General features: G+C 64.3%; 20 protein-coding genes, 1 pseudogene and 1 riboswitch. Of the genes and pseudogenes, 15 read left to right on the top strand and 6 right to left on the bottom strand.

Annotated features, from left to right (window positions below):
- Nucleotides 1–50: 50 nt before the first annotated feature.
- Together ACXIUA_RS02905 and ACXIUA_RS02900 are read right to left on the bottom strand one after the other, a co-directional pair.
- On the bottom strand, nucleotides 51–1,436 hold the full coding sequence (locus ACXIUA_RS02905) for a phosphomannomutase/phosphoglucomutase (RefSeq protein WP_457976083.1): 1,386 nt from the start codon (nucleotides 1,434–1,436) through the stop codon (nucleotides 51–53).
- A 10-nt stretch (nucleotides 1,437–1,446) separates the two neighbouring features.
- Complete coding sequence (locus tag ACXIUA_RS02900) at nucleotides 1,447–1,953, bottom strand: DUF3499 domain-containing protein (protein WP_240492737.1); 507 nt, start codon at nucleotides 1,951–1,953, stop codon at nucleotides 1,447–1,449.
- A 94-nt stretch (nucleotides 1,954–2,047) separates the two neighbouring features.
- Here ACXIUA_RS02900 and ACXIUA_RS02895 point away from each other — a divergent pair, with 94 nt between their 5' ends.
- Nucleotides 2,048–2,518: a metallopeptidase family protein gene (locus ACXIUA_RS02895; RefSeq protein WP_070362954.1), complete on the top strand. Its 471-nt coding sequence runs from the start codon at nucleotides 2,048–2,050 to the stop codon at nucleotides 2,516–2,518.
- Nucleotides 2,519–2,527: 9 nt separating this feature from the next.
- Here ACXIUA_RS02895 and ACXIUA_RS02890 read toward each other — a convergent pair whose 3' ends face one another.
- The 3 genes from ACXIUA_RS02890 to ACXIUA_RS02880 form a co-directional block, all read right to left on the bottom strand.
- Nucleotides 2,528–2,818 carry a WhiB family transcriptional regulator gene (locus ACXIUA_RS02890; protein ID WP_305083192.1) on the bottom strand — a complete coding sequence of 97 codons (291 nt, stop codon included), beginning with the start codon at nucleotides 2,816–2,818 and terminating at the stop codon, nucleotides 2,528–2,530.
- Nucleotides 2,819–3,122: 304 nt separating this feature from the next.
- On the bottom strand, nucleotides 3,123–4,217 hold the full coding sequence (gene manB, locus ACXIUA_RS02885; protein WP_252930919.1) for a mannose-1-phosphate guanylyltransferase: 1,095 nt from the start codon (nucleotides 4,215–4,217) through the stop codon (nucleotides 3,123–3,125).
- Nucleotides 4,218–4,242: 25 nt separating this feature from the next.
- Complete coding sequence (locus tag ACXIUA_RS02880; RefSeq protein WP_070477706.1) at nucleotides 4,243–5,115, bottom strand: glycosyltransferase family 2 protein; 873 nt, start codon at nucleotides 5,113–5,115, stop codon at nucleotides 4,243–4,245.
- A gap of 147 nt (nucleotides 5,116–5,262) precedes the next feature.
- Between ACXIUA_RS02880 and ACXIUA_RS02875 the strand changes: the two genes are divergently transcribed.
- From ACXIUA_RS02875 to ACXIUA_RS02815, 13 genes and pseudogenes are all read left to right on the top strand, one after another.
- The gene (locus tag ACXIUA_RS02875; RefSeq protein WP_457976082.1) at nucleotides 5,263–6,825 is read left to right on the top strand and encodes an LCP family protein; all 1,563 of its coding nucleotides are present in this window, start codon (nucleotides 5,263–5,265) and stop codon (nucleotides 6,823–6,825) included.
- Between the two features lie 24 nt (nucleotides 6,826–6,849).
- On the top strand, nucleotides 6,850–7,542 hold the full coding sequence (locus ACXIUA_RS02870) for a TIGR03089 family protein (RefSeq protein WP_457976081.1): 693 nt from the start codon (nucleotides 6,850–6,852) through the stop codon (nucleotides 7,540–7,542).
- Nucleotides 7,543–7,665: 123 nt separating this feature from the next.
- A complete protein-coding gene (locus ACXIUA_RS02865) occupies nucleotides 7,666–8,922 on the top strand; it encodes an ABC transporter substrate-binding protein (RefSeq protein WP_070362958.1) in 1,257 nt (418 codons plus the stop codon).
- A gap of 101 nt (nucleotides 8,923–9,023) precedes the next feature.
- Complete coding sequence (locus ACXIUA_RS02860; protein ID WP_457976080.1) at nucleotides 9,024–10,028, top strand: carbohydrate ABC transporter permease; 1,005 nt, start codon at nucleotides 9,024–9,026, stop codon at nucleotides 10,026–10,028.
- Entirely contained in the window at nucleotides 10,025–10,846 is an 822-nt protein-coding gene (locus ACXIUA_RS02855; protein WP_457976079.1) for a carbohydrate ABC transporter permease, read from the top strand. Before ACXIUA_RS02860 ends, ACXIUA_RS02855 begins: the two co-directional genes overlap by 4 nt.
- Nucleotides 10,847–10,916: 70 nt before the next feature.
- Complete coding sequence (locus ACXIUA_RS02850) at nucleotides 10,917–11,231, top strand: hypothetical protein (RefSeq protein ID WP_070362961.1); 315 nt, start codon at nucleotides 10,917–10,919, stop codon at nucleotides 11,229–11,231.
- Nucleotides 11,232–11,234: 3 nt separating this feature from the next.
- Nucleotides 11,235–11,444 (top strand): PEP-CTERM sorting domain-containing protein, encoded by a 210-nt coding sequence (locus ACXIUA_RS02845; protein WP_070477699.1) that lies wholly within the window; start codon nucleotides 11,235–11,237, stop codon nucleotides 11,442–11,444.
- Between the two features lie 276 nt (nucleotides 11,445–11,720).
- Nucleotides 11,721–11,817: riboswitch (TPP riboswitch) on the top strand.
- 3 nt (nucleotides 11,818–11,820) lie between these two features.
- Nucleotides 11,821–13,317 (top strand): annotated as a pseudogene (locus tag ACXIUA_RS02840) (bifunctional hydroxymethylpyrimidine kinase/phosphomethylpyrimidine kinase); the annotation flags it as partial.
- Nucleotides 13,310–13,960, top strand: a complete 651-nt coding sequence (locus tag ACXIUA_RS02835; protein WP_070362964.1) for a thiamine phosphate synthase — start codon at nucleotides 13,310–13,312, stop codon at nucleotides 13,958–13,960. The pseudogene ACXIUA_RS02840 and the gene ACXIUA_RS02835, both read left to right, overlap by 8 nt.
- Nucleotides 13,957–15,054 (top strand): glycine oxidase ThiO, encoded by a 1,098-nt coding sequence (thiO, locus tag ACXIUA_RS02830; protein ID WP_070362965.1) that lies wholly within the window; start codon nucleotides 13,957–13,959, stop codon nucleotides 15,052–15,054. The genes ACXIUA_RS02835 and thiO overlap by 4 nt, the downstream gene beginning before the upstream one ends.
- 9 nt (nucleotides 15,055–15,063) lie before the next feature.
- Nucleotides 15,064–15,261 (top strand): sulfur carrier protein ThiS, encoded by a 198-nt coding sequence (gene thiS / locus ACXIUA_RS02825; protein ID WP_070362966.1) that lies wholly within the window; start codon nucleotides 15,064–15,066, stop codon nucleotides 15,259–15,261.
- Nucleotides 15,262–15,263: 2 nt separating this feature from the next.
- Nucleotides 15,264–16,055 carry a thiazole synthase gene (locus tag ACXIUA_RS02820; RefSeq protein ID WP_070362967.1) on the top strand — a complete coding sequence of 264 codons (792 nt, stop codon included), beginning with the start codon at nucleotides 15,264–15,266 and terminating at the stop codon, nucleotides 16,053–16,055.
- Nucleotides 16,052–17,140 (top strand): ThiF family adenylyltransferase, encoded by a 1,089-nt coding sequence (locus tag ACXIUA_RS02815; protein ID WP_457976077.1) that lies wholly within the window; start codon nucleotides 16,052–16,054, stop codon nucleotides 17,138–17,140. The genes ACXIUA_RS02820 and ACXIUA_RS02815 overlap by 4 nt, the downstream gene beginning before the upstream one ends.
- Before the next feature lie 6 nt (nucleotides 17,141–17,146).
- Here ACXIUA_RS02815 and ACXIUA_RS02810 read toward each other — a convergent pair whose 3' ends face one another.
- Nucleotides 17,147–17,287, bottom strand: coding sequence for a DUF4282 domain-containing protein (locus tag ACXIUA_RS02810; protein ID WP_457976076.1), 141 nt, complete (start codon nucleotides 17,285–17,287; stop codon nucleotides 17,147–17,149).
- On the opposite strand from ACXIUA_RS02810, the gene ACXIUA_RS02805 reads away from it, so the two are divergent.
- On the top strand, nucleotides 17,286–17,498 hold a 213-nt coding region (locus ACXIUA_RS02805), incomplete at its 3' end, for a hypothetical protein (protein WP_457976075.1). The two genes, ACXIUA_RS02810 and ACXIUA_RS02805, sit on opposite strands and share 2 nt — an antisense overlap.

Genomic DNA, 17,498 nt, shown 5'->3' with positions numbered 1-17,498 from the left:
GGATACCAGCGAGGCGCCGTTTCACGGAACAGCGACGAAGACCACCTGCACTATTGGCGAATCACAGCCAAAACTTCCCGCACAATCTCGTCGACCTTTGGCTTCGTTGGGGCCTCGACGTTGAGTCGCAGCAGTGGCTCCGTGTTCGACGCACGCAGGTTCAGCCAGACCGGCCCGGGGGCACTGTCTTCGTCGCGAAGTGTGACCGTAACCCCGTCAAGACGGTCGATGTCCGCGACGCGGTCACCAAGTGCCTCAAGAACACGCTCGGTGGCAGCCTCTTGGTCATCGACGGTGGAGTTGATTTCCCCGGACGCCTCGTAGCGTTCGTACTGGGCCATCATCTCACTCAACGGCTTGTCCTGCTCCGCCAATGCCGCGAGCACATGCAGCGCCGCGACCAGGCCAGAGTCCGCGTTGAAGAATTCCGTGAAGTAGTAGTGCGCGGAGTGCTCCCCACCGAACATGGCACCTGTCCGCGCCATCTCAGCCTTGATGTACGAGTGCCCCACTCGGGTGCGCACGGGGTTTCCGCCCTGCTCACAGATAATTTCCGGCACTGCACGCGAGGTGATCAGGTTGTGGATAATGGTCGCGCCCGGGTGCGTCGCGAGCGTACGAGTAGCCACCAGCGCCGTAATCGCCGATGGAGATACCGCCTCCCCGCGCTCGTCCACGACGAAGCAGCGGTCCGCGTCACCGTCGAATGCCAGGCCAATGTCCGCCTTCTCTTCGACAACGAATCGCTGTAGATCCACAAGGTTCTTCGGGTCGAGCGGGTTAGCCTCGTGGTTCGGGAACGTGCCATCGAGCTCGAAGTAGAGCGACCGAATATCCAGGTCTCCGAGCACCGCCGGGACAGTCAGCCCGGCCATGCCGTTCGCAGCATCGACTGCGACCTTTAACGCCTTGCCCTGCGGCAGCGGCACAAGCTGCCGGAGGAAACGCGCATAGGAGTCGAGCACATCCCGCTTCTCGACGCTCCCAGCTTCGCCCTCAAACGCCGGAACCCCCTCGATGAGCATGCGGCTGATCTCGGACAGGCCCGTATTAGTACTGACCGGCGTAGCGCCCGCGCGGCACAGCTTGATTCCGTTGTACTGGGCAGGGTTATGGGAGGCGGTAAACATCGCGCCGGCACACTCGAAGGTGCCTGCTGCGTAGTAGAGCTCGTCTGTCGAGGTCAGTCCGAGGTCAAGAACGTGCAGCCCCTGCGAGGTCGCACCCTCTGCGAACGCGGCGGAAAGCTCCGGCGAGGATGGCCGCATGTCGTGTCCGACGGCGATAGTTCGCTCGCCCTCGCTGTAAAGAATGTGGGCGAATGCTGCGCCTACTGTGCGGACTGTGTCCGCATCTATGGTGGAGCCAACAACGCCGCGAATGTCATACGCCTTAATAAGGTCCTTCAAGGACTCATAGGTGTGCTCAATAGCCATACAGGCAATCTTAGTTGCTGTGCTCCTCGCCGGTATCTTCGGCGTCTTCAGTGGCTTCGGCTGGGTCAGGGACCACGTGGAGGTGGGAACGCCGCGCATCTTTCTCCGCGGCGAGGTGCTCCTCGATCCGCTTCGTGCGGTGCACCGGGTGGTTCGAAGTCGACGGGTCGTTAAAGTCCTTGGTGGCCTCGTACTCGATTGGATCTCCGCCGTTGTCCACCAGCCCGGTGGTCACACGGCCCGCCTCCCGGACGGCCTGCGCCAGCGCCGTGAGCTCCTCGTCCTCGAGGGCGTGGGCTTCGTCGTCAAAGATATCGACGGCCTCTACTCGCACGAGCTCCCAGCCAACGGGAGCCGTGATGTGCGCCGAGTGGCGCTCACAAAGGTCCCACGCATGGGGTTCGGGGTTCGGCGAGAGCGGGCTGATTACTGCTGTCGATTCCGAGTAGGCATAAATCAGCGTGGCCACAGCAGGCCTGCCACAACCAGGACGACAACACCGACGGAAAGTACTCACGCCGTCTAAGCCTAAACCCCAACTTGAGATTTTGGTAGTACGGCCCCGGCGCGCCATGCCCGGTGCAGCGGCAACATCTCTAGAATCTGGGTGCATGAACGCGCCAACTCACCACCTTCGGACCGCGCGGGACCGCCACGGTCGTGGGGCCCGCGGCCCGCTGCTGCCCGTTGGCGTTCCGCGTTATCGAACCCGCTCCGCGCAGTTCGATCAGCTAGTACTGGACACGTACGCACCGCTGCACAACGCGTACTTTGAGCAGCTGGCAACGGTGGACTTAGCCGTCGATACGATCCCCCGGATGCGCCTAAGCCCCGACGTCGCGCGCTTCAGCGATGAGATTGTTGCCGACGGCCCCGTCCCACTCGGCCGAATCTTGCAGGCGGGCGTGGACCGTTACGGGGTGCCCACCCGGGCGCGCTTTGTGCTGTTTCGCCGCCCGATTGAGCAGCGCACCGAAACAGCAGAAGAGCGGTCAGCCCTCATTCATTGGGTACTGACCGCCCTTGTTGCTTCGTATATCAACCTGGACCCGCGGGATATCGATTCAGACTTTCCCTGGTAGTGCAGGCGTTTAGCCGATCTGCTTCTTCAAGCGGCGGCGCTCACGGTCCGAGAGGCCACCCCAGATGCCAAAGCGCTCGTCATGCTCGAGCGCAAACTCGAGACACTCATCGCGCACGGCGCACGCTTTGCAAATTCGCTTTGCCTCGCGAGTCGAGCCACCCTTTTCCGGAAAGAACGCCTCGGGATCGGTTTGAGCACACAGCGCTTGATCTTGCCATTCCTGCTCGACGGCACCGAACAGCTCATCGAAGCTCATGCCGACCGCGGCTACGCCACGGATGTCAGCACCATTCGCCATGTCTTCCACGCCGTCCCCTTTCTCCGTCGTTCTTCGTTTCGGCCAGCTGCGTCGTCTACCCGCTTGAGGGGTGCGACGACTGACCCTTGCACTCATGCGATTACACACCGAACCACTAAATAGGTGCAAGCTATCGGGGTGAAACCTTGACCTTTTCCGCAAGAATTGCACGCCATCAGTCACACGAGTCACAACAGTCACAGGGGGCTAGAAACGGGGGTGCAGCACGGGGGTACTACATGTGGTAGGCGAATTGGCTACCCCTTACTAACCAGCCAGAAATTCCAGCCATACGGCGTGTCGCTTACGCATCTGGGGAAAAGCGCACTCCCGAATCCGGAATCGTCACACCAGGCCACACTCGCATGCCGCCCTGCAGCTCGCAGCGCGCCCCAATCTGTGCGCCCTCTCCGATCACGCAGCCGTCGATGCGCGAGTTCGCGCCAATCGTGGCGCCCGAGGCGATGATGGAATCGCGGATCACGGCACCGGGCTCAATAGTGACCCCATCGAAGATGACGCTGTCATCCACGCGGCACCCGGCGCCGATCTCCGTGCCGCGTCCAACCGCGGTGCCGCCCATCAAGATGACACCACCCGCGACGCCAGCGGATTCGTCGATAAGCGCCTCACCGGTCTGGCCCTCCAGCAGCGGCGAGTACGCAATACCGCGCACCACGTCCGAGGAGCCCTGCACGAAATCCGACGGCCTACCCATGTCCCTCCAGTACGAGGTATCCACGTAGCCGACCATCTTCGCGCCCGACTCAAGCAAACCAGGGAACGTCTCGCGCTCGACAGAGACCACGCGACCAGCCGGGATCTGCTCGATGACTTCGCGGCGGAACACGTAGCACCCAGCGTTAATCTGATCTGTCGGCGGATCTTCCGTCTTCTCCAAGAACGCAAGCACATTGCCGTCCTCGTCGGTTGGGACGGAGCCGAACGCGCGAGGATCGGGTACGCGGACCAGGTGCAAGGTCGCGTCGGCGTCCTTCTCAGCGTGGTAGTTCAAAATCTTGCTCAGGTCAGCACCGGACAGCACGTCCCCGTTGAACACCATCGCGTTGTCGAAGCGCAGCTTGTCGGCAACGTTTCGGATCGCGCCCCCGGTACCCAGCGCCTCCTCTTCGACAACGTACTCAATCTCAAGACCGAAGTCGGACCCGTCGCCGAAGTACTCCTCGAACACCTCAGCGCGGTACGACGTCCCCAGCACCACGTGGCGCATCCCCGCCTGGCGGATCCGCGCAAGCAGGTGCGAGAGGAACGGGTGCCCTGCGGTCGGCAACATCGGCTTCGGGGTACTCACCGTCAACGGACGCAGGCGCGTGCCGCGACCACCAACCAAAATGACCGCGTCGGTATTCTCCGGGGTCACGGTGCGGGATGCATTCACGTGGAATCCTTTCAAAGCGTTCTTCTTATTTACTGCGCGAAACAAACAGTGCCGCCCGCACTTTCAAACCGACCCACAGCAGCGCGCGCAGCGGGGCCTGCCACCAGTGCGGGTGACGGTCAGACTGGAAACGATATGCGGAAGTGTGGTGCGCCGGCACCGTGACTCGCTGGAACTTGCTAGCAACATGGCCCTGGTCATGCACGATGACCGAGGAAGGGCAGTACACGTTCTCCCATCCGGCGCGGCGCAAGCGGTCTCCGAAGTCAACGTCCTCGAGGTACATGAAGTAGCGCTCGTCGAACCCACCAATGGCGTCGAAGGCGTCCCACCGCACAAGCAGGCACGCCCCAGAGAGCCAGCCCGCACTGCGCTGGTGGTCCATGTGTTGTTCCGCCTTGTACGAGGCAGAAAATGGGTTGGACGGCCACACCTCATATAACAAGGCGTGCCCCACGCCGGTAATGATGCCCGGCACCTCTCGCGCACTTGGGTACAGGTTGCCCTCGCAGTCCTCAATGCGCGGCCCTACGGCGCCCGCCTCCGGTAGCGCGTCCATGCAGGCGCGCAGCGTGTCCACGCTCCCCGGCTGGAACACCACGTCCGGGTTGGAGATCAAGAAGTAGTCACCGTTGATCTCTCCCCGCTCGCGACGTGGCCGCAACTCCCGGACCGCGGCGTTGATCGCAGCGCCGTACCCGATGTTGCCGCGGGTGCGCAGCAGTTCGACGTTGTCGTGTTCACGTGCGGCAGCCTCCGGGGCACCGTCGGTAGAGCCGTTATCTGCACAGATAAGCAGTGTTTGACCCTCGGTGGCGTCGTCAAGCGAAGCGATGAGCTGCGCCAAGTGCTTGCCTGGCGAGTACGTCACCGCCACCACGGCGAGTGGAGCTGTCATAGCTGCCTGCCCCTCCTATCGGTCCTCTCGGCCAGCCTTCATGTACACAATGCGAATCAGCTTACCCATCCAAAAGTGTGAGAAGCATCTTGAACTCGCCCACGCACGTGTCTTTTGTTGTTTTCGCACCCTGTATAATTGCGCCCTGTGACTGACTCCTTGAGGCCTGCGCGCGACATCCAGCCCGCCCCATCGCAGATGCGTGACATCTCGCAGTTGGGGCACCCGGTTGTGAAGACAACCCTTGCGGTGCTGTCTGCCGTTGCGTTGACGGTGTCGGCCGTCGGCTACTTCACTGTCGGCCGGGTCAGCAATCAGCTCAGCGCCTCTGAGCTGCGGATCAACGCGGGACGTGGGCAGAGCGACAAGGACCAGCTCGACGGCGCGATGGACATCCTGCTGGTCGGTTCGGACTCCCGCACCGACGCCCAAGGAAATCCGTTAAGCGAGTCCGAGTTGGCGCACCTCAACGCGGGTGTCGCCGACGGTGAGATCAACACGGACACCATCATGATTATCCGTGTGCCCGACGACGGTTCGCGGGCCACGGCAGTCTCCATCCCGCGCGATACGTACGTACACACCGACGACTACGGAAACATGAAGATCAATGGTGTCTACGGTGCGCACGCCGCCGCCAAACGCGAGGAGCTCATCGCCGCGGGCAAGCCGGAGAGCCCGGCACTCGAGCAAGAGGTTGCACGCGCAGGCCAGCTCGGGCTTATCGACGCCATCAATGACCTCACCGGCGTGGAAGTAGACCACTACGCGCAGGTTGGCCTGCTCGGCTTCGTCCTGCTTACGGACGCGGTTGGCGGGGTGGACGTCTGCCTCAACGCCGCGGTCGACGAGCCACTCTCCGGCGCGCACTTCCCTGCCGGGCAGCAAACGCTCGACGGCGCCCAGGCGCTGTCCTTTGTGCGGCAGCGCCACGACCTGCCGCGCGGCGACCTCGACCGCATCGTGCGCCAGCAGGCATACATGGCGTCGTTGGTACAGAAGGTGCTCTCCGCAGGCACGCTGACAAGCCCAGCGAAACTGCGCGACTTGGCAACCGCGGCGGAGCGCTCGGTCACTCTTGACCAGAGCCTCGACGTGATGCGTTTTGCCCAGCAGATGTCCGGCCTGGCGGGCGGTAACGTCACCTTCACCACCATCCCTGTGACCTCGGTCAACGGTGTCGGCGACTTCGGCGAATCTATTGTGACCGTGGACATCAACGAGGTCCACAGCTTCATGGAGTCCGCAGCCAAGGAACAGGTCCCCGAGGACAGCCAACCGGAGCAAGCTCCCCAGCAGGCCGAAGACTTTGCAGGTGCGCAGGTCTCCGTCCTCAACGCGGGCTCCGTTCCAGGCCAAGCCCGCGCCACCGGCGAGTGGTTGGCCGACGCAGGCATTACGGTCTCCGATGTATCCAACGCAATGGACGGCATCTACTGGGAATCCCAGGTGGTCGCCGCCGACCCCGAAGACCCACGCGCACGCAAGCTCGCCGAGATGCTTGGCGGCGTACCAGTCACGGCGAACAATGCTCTCGAACCGGGCAGCATCATCGCGGTTGTCGCGGAAGACTACAACGGGCCTGCGAAGGTCGATCCGGAAGATGCCCAACAGCATGTGCCCGTCGGCACACCTGGCGACGATATCAGCGGCATGAGTCTGGGCCCGGAGATCGACGCTGGCGGCCAAGGACCTCGCTGCGTGAACTAGCTTGGCCACCTATGCTTGGCTGCCATGAGTATGCTGGCACGCTTATTGCAGGAAGACCCCGCCACACCACGCCTGACCGTCTACGACGAGTCACAGGGCAGCCGCATGGAATTTTCTGCGCTGACTCTGGACAACTGGCTGAGCAAAGTGGGCAACTTGCTGGACGAGGAGTTCTGCCTCGAGGGCTCTGACCCCATTGTGATCGACCTTCCGGTGTCCTGGCAGGCTGCGGTGATCGCGCTTGGCGCCTACAACATTGGGCGTCGCCCGATCTTCGCGAGCACAGGCGACGATGTCCCGCTCGTGTTTACCGTGGCGGAGCGCGTCGACACCTGGGCTGATGCGGACGAGTGCGTCGTTGTCTCAAGTGACCCCTTCGGACGCGGCGTCGTCGAATCAGGTGGCACGTTGCCGCTTGGAACCGTGGACTTCAGTCCGACGGTGCGCAGCTACGGCGACCAGTACTTTGGACAGACTGCAGACATCGCGCAGTGGACTCAAGCGACTTCTCAGGGGGCTGAGCAGCCCGCCTCCCCCGAACGGGTGCTGATTGCCGGTTGGGACAGTGCCGACGAATTCGAACAGCGCGTGCTTGCCCCGCTGGCTGGGGGCGGTTCGGTCGTCGTGGTGACAGGCGGAACGGAAACACCTGGTAGAGACAGGATCGCCGCCATCGCCCAGGCGGAACACGTAAACCACATACAACCGGGCATTTAGCCCCGTTTTCTCCCCCGTTCGTAGGTAATTCGGTAGATTTCTGCGCGCCCGGGTCCAGTTTTTCACTAGATTGAAGACACCGAATTCACACGAGTCACACATGACCCAACGAAAGGCGGATGAATGAAACTCCGTACGACTGGTGCAACCCTCTGTGCAATTGCGCTCGCTGGCGCAGCTCTGACCGGTTGCTCTTCTGACAACGAGGCAGCGGACACCAACAAGGACTCCGGCACCTCCGCTTCCGAGGGCGGCGCGGAGCGCGGCCCGATCACGTTCGCCATGGGCCGCAATGACACGGACAAGCTCAAGCCGATCATCGAGAAGTGGAACGAGGCTCACCCAGATGAGCAGGTCACCCTCTCTGAGCTCGCCGGCGAGGCCGACGACCAGCGCGATACGCTCGTGCAGTCCCTCCAGGCGGGTAACGCCGACTACGACGTGATGGCCCTCGACGTTGTGTGGACGGCGGACTTCGCAGCGAACCAGTGGCTCGAGCCGCTCGAGGGCGATTACGCCATCGACACCTCCGGCTTGCTGCAGTCCACCGTCGACTCCGCGACCTACGGCGGCAAGCTCTACGCCCTGCCGCAGAACACGAACGGCCAGCTGCTGTTCCGCAACGTCGATAAGGTCCCAAGCGCGCCTGACACCTTCGAGGACGTCATCGCCGCCTGCAAGGAGGTCGAGGGAGACTGCCTGACCACCCAGCTCAAGCAGTACGAGGGCCTGACCGTGAACACGCTCGGCTTCATCAACGGCTGGGGCGGCAGCGTCCTTGACGACGCCGGCGAGCCAACCGTCGAGTCCGACGCCGCAAAGGCCGGACTGCAAGCACTCGTTGACGCATACAACGACGGCGTCATCGCCAAGAGCTCCACGGCAGCAACCGAGGAGGAAACCAACCTCGCGTTCACCGAGGGCAACACCGCTCTGGCGATCAACTGGCCGTACATGTACACCAACGCCCAGGAAGCTGGCGTGAACTTTGAGGTCCAGCCGCTGGTTGGCAAGGACGGCGTGGGGGTTTCCACCCTCGGTGGCTACAACAACGGCATCAACGTCAACTCCAAGCACAAGCAGACCGCGAAGGACTTCATCGAGTTCATCATCAACGAAGAGAACCAGCTCTCGTTCGCTGAAGCATCCTTCCCACCAGTGCTCGCATCGATCTACGACGACGCCGAGCTGGTTGCAAAGCACCCATACCTGCCAGCACTGAAGGTTTCACTGGAGAACGCGCAGCCTCGCCCGGTTTCCCCGTTCTACCCTGCGATCTCGAAGGCTATCCAGGACAACGCCTACGCAGCGCTGACCGCCGGTAAGAGCGTCGATGACGCCACCGCCGACATGGCAGCTGCTATCAAGCAGGCTTCCTAATACGATACGTCGTATGAGCAGAACGCCCGCCCGGACTGTGTTCGGGCGGGCGTTATAGTTCGTATATCTCCATCTTCCCGTCTACTTTGCAAAGGCCCGCGATGAGCACATCTCCATCCAAGCCTCGCGATACCACGAAGGCGGCAGCGCTCGTCGCGCCCGCCTTGCTGGTGTTGGCGGTGGTGATCGGCTACCCGATCGTCCGCGCAATATGGCTTTCATTCCAGTCCAACCGGCACCTCGACGCCTCTACCGGAGTGTTCGTCGATGGTGGCTTTGCTGGCGTCGATAATTACTTGTACTGGCTGTCGAACCGCTGTATGACGCCGTCGGGCGTGGTGGGTGCCTGCCCTCCTGGCGTGCTTGCGACCGACTTCTGGCCAGCAGTGTCGGTGACCCTCTTCTTCACCGTGGTCACCGTCGCTTTGGAGACAGTGCTCGGTATCGGGATGGCCATCATCATGAACCGGCCGTCGCGCGCCCGCGGTCTGATCCGCGCGGCCGTGCTCATCCCTTGGGCGATCCCAACCGCGGTGACCGCGAAGTTGTGGCAGTTCATGTTCGCACCGAGCGGTATCGTGAACTCGCTGCTGGGCGCGAGCGTGGCGTGGACAACTGACCCGTGGGCGGCACGCTTCGCGGTGATCATCGCCGACGTGTGGAAGACCACGCCGTTTATGGCGCTGCTCATCCTCGCAGGCCTGCAGATGATTCCGAAGGACGTCTACGAGGCCGCGCGTGTCGACGGCGCCTCCGCATGGCAGACCTTCACCAGCATCACCCTGCCGTTGGTTCGGCCAGCGCTCATGGTGGCGGTGCTCTTCCGTACGCTCGACGCGCTGCGCATGTACGACCTGCCGGTGATCATGATTTCGGGCTCCTCAAACTCCCCTACCGCGACAATTTCGCAGCTGGTGGTTGAGGACATGCGTCAGGGCAACTTCAACTCGGCCTCGGCGCTGTCGACGCTCATCTTCCTGCTGATCTTCGCAGTTGCGTTCGTCATGGTGCGGTTCCTCGGAGCGAACGTTGGTGGCGCGAACGAACGGCGTGAAGCCCGGCGCGCGAAGCGCAAGCAGGAGAAGAAGGAGGCGACAGCGCGATGAAACGACTCGGCCACTACGCAGGCATCATCTTCATCATGTTCTGGGGGCTCGCCCCGTTTTATTGGATGGTGATCACGGCGCTGCGAGACAAACGCTTCACGTTCGATACCACGCCGTGGCCCACGCACATCACCCTCGAGAACTACCGGGACGCGCTGGCCACGGACGCCGGCAATGACTTCCTCGGGGCGATTTTCAACTCGCTAATTATTTCGCTGGCGACGACGGCGTTGGCGGTCGCCGTGGGCGTCTTCACTGCCTACGCGCTTGCTCGCCTGGACTTCCGCGGCAAGGGATTCATCACGGGCATCATTTTGGCGGCCTCGATGTTCCCCGGCATTGCGCTTGTCACTCCCCTGTTCCAGCTGTTCGGTGACCTCGGGTGGATCGGCACATACCGTGCCATGATCATCCCGAACATCTCATTCGCCCTCCCCCTGACTATCTACACGCTGGTGTCGTTCTTCCAGCAACTTCCTTGGGAGCTCGAGGAAGCAGCGCGTGTCGACGGCGCCTCCCGCGGCCAGGCATTTCGCCTCATCTTGCTGCCGTTGGCAGCACCGGCCATCTTCACGACGGCCATCCTGGCGTTTATCACCACCTGGAATGAATTTATGTTGGCGCGCCAGCTGTCGTCCACGGCGACTGAACCTGTCACCGTCGCAATTGCACGATTCTCGGGGCCGAGCGCCTTCGAGTACCCGTACGCTGCGATTATGGCGGCGGGCTCGCTGGTGACGATTCCGCTGATCATCATGGTGCTGGTATTCCAGCGCCGTATTGTGTCTGGTCTCACAGCCGGCGGCGTGAAGGGCTGACTTAACTTTTTCTTATGTCTAGATTAAGCTGTATTCACTTTATTACTTCCCGCCCCTAGAAAGAGCAGCTATGCACCACACCACACTCCGAATCGCGACGGCAACCGCACTCGCATCCTCCCTGGTACTGAGCGGCATGACTGGCACGGCACACGCCGAAACCACCGCAACGGTGCACACCAACGCCGATAACAACGGCACGACAGTGACCACCAACGTCACCACCAACACCACCGCAAACGGTGGTGTGACCAAGGAAGAAGCAAACGCGCTTGAGGTCGCCGGAGTTGTGGTTGGGCTCTTGGCAGTACTCGGGGCCCTGATGGCCGGGTGGCTATACTTCGCTGCCCCGCACATGGGCCTGAACTTCGGCCCCCGCCTCTAACGAGTGCAACGGCCCTCACAGCGCCAGGATCTGCTCTGGCAAACAATCATTGGGTTCGTAGGGTTCTTCACCCTGCTCGCCTTCGTACAGGCCGCCATCAACATCACAAAGCCCGAGCCATCAATCTGGCCGGGCCTCGTTCTTGCCGCCTTCGTCGCAGCACTGTGGTGGCTGATTCGCCGGTGGCGCCAGTGGCGCGCAGGCGAAGACTAAATCACTCCTCGCCGAGCAGACGCTCACGCAGCGCGGCGTCCTTACGCTCAACTTCAGCCGCCATGTCGGACTGGTACTTCGCCGGCGATTAATGCGTCTACGAGTATCATGCCACCCACAATAAACACCCACACGCTGCACAAACAAGCGATTGTGAGAAGCATTCCACTTTCAGCTCAAAAGAGAACCGGCAGCCCAATCCATACGCCTAATATAGGTCTGGTTTTTGCCGCTGCGATCGTGCGCAGGGCAGGATTCGCGCTGTGCTAGTGTCACCAATGTGACACGGGGTGCACCCCGAAGTGGTGCTGAGATCAGACCCGTCGAACCTGCTCTAGCTCAACCTAGCGAAGGGATGTCCCACATGAATGCACCTGCCCTGCCCCGCATCCTCACGATTGCTGGCACCGACCCGACCGGAGGCGCAGGCGTCCAAGCCGATATCAAATCCATCCAGGCCGCCGGCGGCTTTTCCTACAGCGTAGTGACCTCGCTGGTCGCCCAGAACACCACCGGTGTGCAGGAGATTTTCACCCCGCCGATCGACTTTCTGCGCACACAGCTGCGCTCCGTCACCGATGATGTGGCGATCGACGCGATCAAGATCGGCATGCTCGGCACCACCGAAATCATCGAGGTCGTGCGCGAATTCCTCACCACACACGCACGAGAGGCCGCGGTGGTGTTGGATCCGGTGATGGTGGCGTCGTCAAGCGATAGGCTCCTGACGCCCGAGGCGGAAGTCGCGCTGCGCGAGCTCGCCTCGCTTGCCGACATCATCACGCCCAACCTCCCCGAACTCGCCGTCCTCACCGGCGAAGACCCGGCCACCGACTTCGACACCGCGATCGCGCAGGCGCAGGGGCTGGCGAAAAAGCTGGACACAACCGTGATTGTCAAGGGCGGGCACCTCACCGGCCCGCGCGCAGACAACGCCGTGGTGACCGCCGAGCGCGTCCACCACGTGTCGGTAAGCCGCGTGAACACGAAGAACACGCACGGCACGGGCTGCTCTTTTTCCTCGGCGCTGGCGACGCGCCTGGGCGCCGGCTTCGATACGCCGGCGGCGACCGAGTGGGCGTCGCGCTGGCTGTACGAGGCGATTGCGCACGCCGACGCGCTCGCCGTTGGACACGGCCGCGGCCCCGTCGACCACGGGCACGTCGGCCGCCGCATGCAGCGCGCCGCCGACTGCAACCCCGAGCGCTTCCTGCGCATCGACGCCCCACCAACCGCGCCACTCGCCACGCCTGCTGGCCCGTACACCCAGGCGCTGTGTGACGCCTCGGCGCCGTACCTCACCGCGATTATGGAGCTGCCGTTCATCCGCACGCTTGCCGACGGCACCCTCGACCACGCCGACTTCATGTTCTACCTCGAGCAGGACGCCTACTACCTGACCAAGTACGCGCGCTCGCTGCACGCGCTTGGCGGCGCGTGGGCAAAGGATGCGGACGCCGCGATCACCGACGAGCAAGAGATGCAACGCACCTGGCTCGCCGATCTTGGCCGCGAGACGCTGCCGTCGCCGGTCACACGCGCCTACACCGATTTCCTGCTCGCCTCCGCCCTCGGCGAGTCGGCGGCGATCGGGCAGGCGGCGGTGCTGCCCTGCTACTGGCTCTACTACGAGGTCGGCGCGCGCCTCGCGGAGCACAACCACGCCTCGCATCCCTACCACGACTGGCTGGCCACCTACTCGGGCAACGGTTTCTACGAGGCGGTGCGCGGCGCGATCGACCGCTGCGAGGCCACCCTTGAGGCGAACCCCGACGCCCTGGACGCGGCGGTGCGCGCGTGTGCGGTCGCCTCGCGCTACGAGCGCGATTTCTTCGACCAGGCCGACCGCGCGTGGGTGGTGCGCGATGCCTAAGTCGCTCGACCTACGCTGCTATTTCGTCACGGGCCAGCCTACCGCCGATGTCGCGCGCGTCGCCGCCGAAGCCGCGGCCGGCGGGGCGGGCGTGATCCAGGTGCGCAGCAAGCCGATCGCCAAAGCCGACCTCGAGCGTCTCGCGTGCGAGGTTGCCGATGCGGTCGCCGCGGCGAACCCGCGCACGCGCGTGCTTATCGACGACAACGTTCCCCTCGCCGCCCGCCTCATGCGCACCCACCACATCCACGGCGCGCACATCGGCCAGGACGACATGGACCCGCGCGCCGCGCGCGAACTGCTCGGGCCGGACGCGATCCTCGGACTGACCACCGGCACGCTCGCACTGGTGGAGGCGGCGAACGCGTACGCCGACGTGATCGATTACGTCGGCGCGGGCCCCTTCCGCCCGACCCCGACGAAGGACTCCGGCCGCGCCCCGCTTGGCCTCGACGGCTACCCGGCGCTGGTCGAGGCCTCGCAGGTACCGGTCGTGGCGATCGGCGACGTACACGCCACGGATGCCGCCGCGCTTGCCGCCACGGGCGTGGCCGGCGTGGCGATCGTCCGCGGTTTCATGCACGCTGAGGACCCGCGCGCGATGGCGGCGGGTATCGTCAAGGATTTCGAGGAAGCGTCGTGAGTAGTTTCGAGCACGTCATCGTCGGCGCCGGCATCATCGGCCTGACCACCGCGTTCGAGCTCACACGCCGCGGGGTGGATCCCCGCAGGATCGCGCTGGTGGACCCGGCCCCGGCAAGCGGCGCGACCAACGTGGCCGGCGGCATGCTCGCCCCGGCCGCGGAAGTGCAGTACCGCCAGGAGCCGCTCTATCCGCTGATGTTGGAGTCGGCGGCGCTCTATCCTTCGCTGATCGCAGACCTGCCGGGCATCGAGGTTGGGTACCGCACCGAGTCGACCTTCGTGGTCGCCGCCGACCGCGCCGACGCTACCCACCTGCGCGAGCTCACCGAGCACCAGCACGCCCACGGCATGGACGTCGACCGCCTCACGCTGCGCCAGGCGCGGGCGCAGGAGCCGGGCCTAAGCCCCCAGCTGGCCAGCGTGGTGGAGATCCCCGGCGACCACCAGGTCAACCCGCGCATGTTCGCCGCCGCTCTGCTGCGCGAGCTTGCATCGCGCGGCGTGACGCTGGTTCGCGAGCAGGCCACAGCACTGCGCTGGGAGGGCGAAACCTGCGTGGGCGTCGAAACCAGCACCGGCAGCCTGCGCGGCGACACCATCTACGCGTGCAACGGTCTCGGTGCCAGCGCGCTCGGTCTGCCGCTGAACCTGCGACCGGTGCGCGGCGACATGCTGCGTCTTACCGGCCGCATGCCGGTCGGCCGGGTCGTGCGCGCCTTCGTCGAGGACCGCCCCGTCTACATCATCCCGCGCACCGACGGCACCATCGCCGTGGGCGCAACCAGCCGCGAAGACGCGCGCGTGCGGCCCGCCGTCGATGGCGTGTATACGCTGCTTCGCGACGCCATCCGCGTCGTCCCCGCCATCGAGGACTGCGAGCTGGTTGAGGCGCTCGTCGGCAATCGCCCAGGCACGCCCGACGACCTGCCCTACCTGGGGCTGCGCGGCGAGAACCTGGTGGTCTCCACCGGTTATTTCCGCCACGGCATCCTGCTGGCAGCGCTCGGCGCGCGCGTCGGCGCCGACCTCGGGCTGGACCGCGAAACCACCGTCGATATTTCCGACTGCGACCCCGGCCGCCACGAACTGTAAAGGAGCATCATGCGCATCATCATCAACGAGAAGCCCCATACCTTCGACACCGCGCCGACTGTGCGGTCGCTGGTCGAGGAGGTCGTCGGCCACGCAGAAGGCGTCGCCGTCGCTGTCAATGGCAAGGTTGTGCCCGCAAGTCGCTGGGACAGCTCGCTTGCCGACGCCGACACCGTCGACATCCTCACCGCCGTCCAAGGAGGCTAGACGTGCTGAACATCGCCGACAAGAAATTCGACTCCCACCTGATCATGGGCACCGGCGGGGCGACCAGCCAGCAGTTGCTCGAGGACGCGCTGGTGGCCAGCGGCACGCAGCTGACCACCGTGGCGATGCGTCGGCATGCCGCCCGCACCAATGGCGGCGAGAGCGTCTTCGAGATGCTCACCCGGCTCGGCATCGATCCCCTGCCGAATACTGCGGGCTGCCGCACCGCCCGCGACGCGGTGCTCACCGCGCAACTGGCGCGCGAGGCGCTCGGCACGAACTGGGTCAAGGTGGAGGTCATCGCGGACGAGCACACGCTGCTGCCGGACGTCGTCGAGCTTGTCGACGCCTGCGAGCTCCTCGTCGCCGAAGGCTTCGTCGTGCTTGCCTACACCTCCGACGACCCGGTCGTCGCCGCCCGCCTGGAGCAGGTTGGGGTGCATGCGGTGATGCCGCTCGGCTCTCCGATCGGCACCGGCCTTGGCATTTTGAACCCGCACAACATCGAGCTGATCTGCGCGCGTGCGCAGGTGCCCGTGCTTCTCGACGCCGGCGTCGGCACCGCTTCCGACGCCACCTTGGCCATGGAACTCGGCTGCGACGGCGTGCTGCTCGCCAGCGCGGTCAACCGTTGCCAGGACCCGGTCGCGATGGCGCGTGCGATGCGACACGCGGTCGAGGCTGGCCGGCTCGCGCGGGATGCGGGTCGGATTCCGCGGCGGACGCATGCGGAAGGGGCGTTGGCGTCGTCAAGCTTTGATGGCCTAGCGAGCTGGGCGGATGAGGTCCTATGAGCCTGCCTCACGCTGAGCTGCGGCGCACCGCGCGCCAAACGCTGCTGCCCGGCTTCGGGCTAGCGGGCCAAGAGGCGCTGAACCGCGCGCGGGTGCTTGTCATCGGCGCGGGCGGGCTCGGCTGCCCGGTGATGCAGGCGCTGGCGGCCACAGGTGTCGGCACGATCACGGTGATTGATGATGACGTGGTGGATGACACCAACATCCACCGCCAGATTCTGTTTAGCGCCTCCGACGTGGGCCGGCCCAAGGTGGAGGTGGCAGCCGAGCAGCTGCGCCGACACCGCGCAGACGCCACGATCGTGCCGCTGCGCAAGCGCCTCGACACCTCCAACGCACCTGGGCTGTTCCGCGAGCACGACCTGGTCATCGACGGCTCCGATACCTTCACCACGAAATTCCTCGCCGGCGACGCCGCAGAACTCACCGGCACGCCCCTGGTGTGGGGCTCGGTGCTGCGCTTCCACGGCGAGCTCGCGCTGTGGTACTCCGGACCGGATGCACGCGGGGTCGGGCTACGCGACCTCTACCCCACCCACCCGGCACCCGAGGACACTCCGGACTGCGCCACCGCCGGCGTGCTCGGGGTGACGACCTCGGTCGTCGGCGGGCTGATGGCCACGGAGGCCGTGAAATACCTCGCGGGCATGGACGCCGAGGTCGGTGTGCTCCATGTCTACGAGGCGCTCGCCGGGACGCTCCGGCGCTTCGAGGTCGCTGCCGACCCGCAGCGCGAGCTGGTCACCGAACTCGTCGCCGAAGCTGCCCCGTGTATGCTGCCGCCAGACGGCGAGAAAACGCGCCTACTCGTGCAGGTCGCGGATGGTCACGCCACAGCGCTGGACGTGCGCGAACTCGGTGAAAAAGCGATCAAGGACCTGCCGCACGCGTCCTTCCACCTGCCGGCCTCGGTGTGGCGCGAAGACCCGGACGCCGCGCTTACGCTCCTCGACGAGCTGCGTGGCGCTGGCGAGGTCGTGGTCTACTGCGCCTCCGGCAAGCGCTCGGCCGATTTCGTTGCGCGCTTCGGCGAGGCTGCCGCCGCGCGCGGCCTCACTCTGCACAGTTTGCCGGGCGGGGTCTAGCGACCCCTAACGACGCTGCGCCGCTGCGATCTCGGAAGTGTTCTGCGCCGTCTTGATCGCCGAGACCATGAATTCGAGGGTGACGCGCGCGCTGATCAATGAGAACAGCGCGAAAAGCGTACCGAAGAGAAGGAAGCCGATCAGCATGAGCAGGCCGGTGCCAAAACCAACACTGAACGTAGCCAGCGACACCAAAAGGCCGAAGACCCCAGCACAGTCCGATGAAGACTGCGGAGATCAGGTAGATCACGCGGGCGAACTTCAGGGTGATGTACTGGGAGAAGGAGAAGTCGAAAAGCGCGGAGAAGAAGCCGTCGGCGGTCTGCTTGCTTTGCGCGGCGTTGAAGTTGGCGGTCAT

The sequence above is a fragment of the Corynebacterium sp. UMB8791 genome (assembly GCF_054166365.1).
This window is presented reverse-complemented; position numbering and strand designations above follow the sequence as displayed.